2 protein-coding genes are annotated in these 4,464 nt (G+C 38.0%); one reads left to right on the top strand and one right to left on the bottom strand.

The window, feature by feature from the left end:
• Window positions 1–507: 507 nt before the first annotated feature.
• Window positions 508–2,841, top strand: a complete 2,334-nt coding sequence (locus CLLU_RS18795; RefSeq protein WP_106011141.1) for an exosporium glycoprotein BclB-related protein — start codon at window positions 508–510, stop codon at window positions 2,839–2,841.
• A gap of 88 nt (window positions 2,842–2,929) precedes the next feature.
• On the opposite strand, the gene CLLU_RS18030 is transcribed toward CLLU_RS18795, so the two are convergent.
• Entirely contained in the window at window positions 2,930–4,408 is a 1,479-nt protein-coding gene (locus tag CLLU_RS18030) for a hypothetical protein (protein ID WP_106011140.1), read from the bottom strand.
• Between the last annotated feature and the right edge of the window lie 56 nt (window positions 4,409–4,464).

Here is a 4,464-nt window from a genome sequence, read left to right as displayed (position 1 = left end):
ATAAAAGATAATTATTTGTACAAATCGTACTGGAAATTATATCTATCAATTAAAAATATATCCATGTCGAATATATGCTTAAATTGTATTATTATGGTATATATGTATATCGGTTTGGTATATATTTAACAAATATTACTTAATAACCACCTTCTAAAAATCACTTGATTATTAAGTATATATTGCCACAGAATTTACATCCATCACAAAGGTAGAATATGTAACCAAAGGTTATATACTTCCATATATTATAATTATCAAGTGACTCTTAGGTTCAAATAGAGCTCTCTTATAATAAATGCTTATACCCATCTGAACCTAAGAAGAACTTATCCGATGGCTGCTTATCTATCACTTTAAGAAAAGCAGATCTCCCAAATCTTTGATTTGATGACAGTCACTTTCACAGAGTACGTTGGGAGTATTAATAATGGTAGCGTTCGGATAAACCATACTAATGACTTTTTATCACAACTGAATAACACTCGAAAATGAGGAGGCAATCTTATGGCTATTTATAAAGCTTATCCAACTGATGATGTATATATATCAGAATTTTTTCCAGACACAAATTTCGTCTCATCACCAGTTTTATATAGTGGAGAATATACCCAATATAATGGATGCCCAGATGCTTATGCAAGTCTATTAAAATTTAACATTGCAGATTCAATACCTTACAACTCTGCAATATCAAACGCTTATTTATATCTTTACGTAAATAGAAAAAATAAACTAGATTGTAAATATTCCTGCCAATCCATAACTATATATACTAACTTAGATGATTTTAATGGAAATACAGTTACATGGAACACTGCACCTGATATTTCTATAACTCCATATAAAAAAATAATATCAGATACAGATGTAGGAACTTTTATAAGAATAAACATCACGAATTTGGTAATCAATTGGTATAATAATTCCGCCCCCAATAATGGTATAACTTTAGTGGGAATAGAAAATGTTGTAGACAGTTTAATTGGATATGATAGCAGCAGAGCTAATAATTCACCTTACTTGTCAATAGAATATAATTGTGATTCATCATGTCCAGATTATATCCCTGGTCCTCCCGGTCCGCAGGGTCCACAGGGCAAGCCTGGATGTCCTGGCCCACAAGGTCCCCAGGGACCACAGGGAGAACCTGGATGCCCTGGTCCGCAGGGACCTCAAGGTAATCCCGGTCGTCCTGGCCCTAAAGGGTGCAAAGGCGATCCCGGCCGTCCTGGTCCTAAAGGTGACAAAGGTGATCCTGGTTGTCCTGGTCCTCAGGGACCTAAAGGGTGCAAGGGCGATCCTGGTTCCACTGGTCCTAAAGGTGATAAAGGCGATCCTGGTTCCACTGGTCCTAAAGGTGATAAAGGCGATCCTGGAGCTCAAGGCCCTCAAGGGCTTAAAGGTGATAAAGGTGATCCTGGAGCTCAGGGCTTACAAGGTCCTAAGGGCAACAAAGGTGATCCCGGCTGTCCTGGCCCTCCTGGTCCTCAAGGACCTAAAGGGTGCAAAGGCGATCCTGGTTGCCCCGGTCCTCCTGGCCCACAAGGTCCTAAAGGGTGCAAGGGCGATCCTGGCTGTCCCGGTCCTCCTGGTCCTCAGGGACCTAAAGGGTGCAAGGGCGATCCCGGTTTCACTGGTCCTAAGGGTGACAAAGGCGATCCCGGAGTTCAAGGCCCTCAAGGAGCTCAAGGCGACAAAGGTGATCCTGGCTGTCCTGGTCCTCCTGGCCCACAAGGCCCTAAAGGGTGCAAAGGCGATCCTGGCTGTCCCGGTCCTCCTGGTCCTCAGGGACCTAAAGGGTGCAAGGGCGATCCCGGTTCCACTGGTCCTAAGGGTGACAAAGGCGACCCCGGAGCTCAAGGCGACAAAGGTGATCCCGGAGCTCAGGGTATACAAGGTCCTAATGGCGATCCCGGTTATCCTGGTCCACAAGGTCCTCAGGGAAAACCTGGATGTCCCGGCCCTAAAGGTCCCAAAGGTGATCCCGGCTGCCCTGGTCCACAGGGTCCTAAAGGTGATCCCGGTTGTCCTGGTCCGCAGGGTCCTCAGGGTAAACCCGGGTATCCCGGTCCTAAAGGTCCTAAGGGTGATCCTGGATATCCTGGTCCGCAGGGTCCTAAAGGTGATCCTGGTTGTCCCGGTCCACAGGGTCCCCAGGGAAAACCTGGATGTCCCGGCCCTAAAGGTCCCAAAGGCGATCCCGGCTGCCCTGGTCCGCAGGGTCCTAAAGGTGATCCCGGTTGTCCTGGTCCGCAGGGTCCTCAGGGTAAACCTGGATGTCCCGGCCCTAGAGGAGCACAAGGACCTCAAGGACCTAAGGGTGATTCCGGACGCGGTTCTATCATCCCATTTGCATCAAATGAGCCTGCAGTACTAACTACTCTTTTAAATGGAGAAACCGACAAAGTAAGTCTTATAGGATTCGGAAATTCAATTAATAACATTCATATTTACAAAAATAAAATCTACCTCAGCGGAATTTACAATATCGCTTTTTCTATACCAAGAGCTGGAATTATAACTTCAATATCAGCATATTTCAGTGTCAGCAGTGCATTTTCACTGGAAAATGGTTCAGCAACTATCAAAGCACAATTATACAGTTCAAATACCCCAGATAATAGTTTTACACCAATTCCAGGTGCCAGTGTTATACTTCCATCCATGACCGGTAAAATTATCGATATTGATACTATTACAAACAACATCAACCTTAATCTAAATATACCAGTTAAGCCTCAAACCCGCTTGTTGATGGTACTTTCTGCAACAACATCAGGTATTGATTTCACCAGTACAATAAAAGGCTACGCAAGTGCTGGCATTACTATAGAATAAGGTAACACTTTTAGAATTATCAATCATTTATTCTTCAAAATTTAGGGAAGTTTGTTTTATTCAAACTTCCCTTTAACATATTAAACATTTATAATCCACGATCTCTTTTCCCAAATAATTTTGCCATAAATGACTGATTCCTCTCAATTTCCAATTGATTTTTAAGCTTTTCATTTTCTTTCATTAGGTAATCCACCTTTCCTTTTAACAATTCATTATTTTTTTCTTTCTCCTCTAATTTATCTTGTACACTTTTTGCGATAATTTGCTGATTTGAAAACTGTCTTTTTATTTCATCCATTTGTTTCTCAATATTCTTTTTAACCTCCATAAAGAAATTCAAATTTTCTTCCAATCTTCTTTTCTGTTCGACAATTTTAGAAATTTTATTCTCATACTCATCAGTGATATGTTTTTTCTTTTGTAAATGCATACTGAAGGAATCAATTTTTTCCTTGAGAATAATATTCTCATAACAAATATTTTTAAATTTTTCTTTTATTTCTTCAATGCTTTCATCTTCCTGATTAATATTTGATTTATCATTCACTGCTTTATTTTTCAATGAATTTATATTGCTTTCTGCTATATCTGAAAGAGGAAAAATATATAATCCATCATTTTCCGCCCCATAAACTATATGTGGCTTTATGCTCTCTTTTAAATTTACAAAATTATATATTTCAATTGGAGTTTTCAACCCTTCATTAAAAAGAGTACGATTACTCCACTTTCCAAAAATATAGCTTGCACAAAATATATTATTATATTCCTGCCAGCAGGTAAACAGTTTTCCATCTCTATAAAATATAATTGGCTCAATAGGCTCTATTTTACTTTTGTATACCTCATACTTTTTCATATAAATACTGTCTTCAATACAAACATGCTCCAAAAGATACATAGAGACTTCTTTACTTCTATTGATAATATTAAATGTATTACCCTGACCAACAACATCAAATAGTATATTGTCACCCTGTAATCCATAAAGCCTTTTATCAGAAGTCCATGAATTTCCATCATACTTACAGTATATTAATGATATTTCATCCCCTCTGTCTGAAAGGGAAAAAGCGTTAATACAATCATCTTCCCCTATTTCTATTTCATAGTATTTATCAATTTTATCCGATAAAATCACATGCTGAATAGTATAAAACTTTATCTCTTTTCCATCCCATATGTAATGTTTTAAAATTCCATGTTTACTATCATCAGATGCTTTGAGCAAATAGAAAAAATTTAATTTTCCTCCTAAAATTACAGCTTTTAAATTCTCGATCTTAAATTGTCTCATATCTATATGATAAAGTAGCTTTCCAAACCATTTTCCATCTTTCATAGTACAGTATCTCATTTCATATTTCTTGTTGACATATACAATATGAATCGTATCATCTTCAACAGAAGCGGCGAATTCAATTACCCCCACATCAATAAGCTTTTCCTTGGTCCATTTTTTTTCTTCATACATGGACTGATACATTAATACGTCAGTATCAGTCAAATAAACTTTCCATATATTGTTATCAATATTAAATATCCACGGATATATATTTGACATAATATCTTTCACCCCTTTAAATTATATTTTTATTAATATAATTTATAACCCATATT

The organism is Clostridium luticellarii (assembly GCF_002995845.1).
GTDB lineage: Bacteria > Bacillota > Clostridia > Clostridiales > Clostridiaceae > Clostridium_B > Clostridium_B luticellarii.
This window is presented reverse-complemented; position numbering and strand designations above follow the sequence as displayed.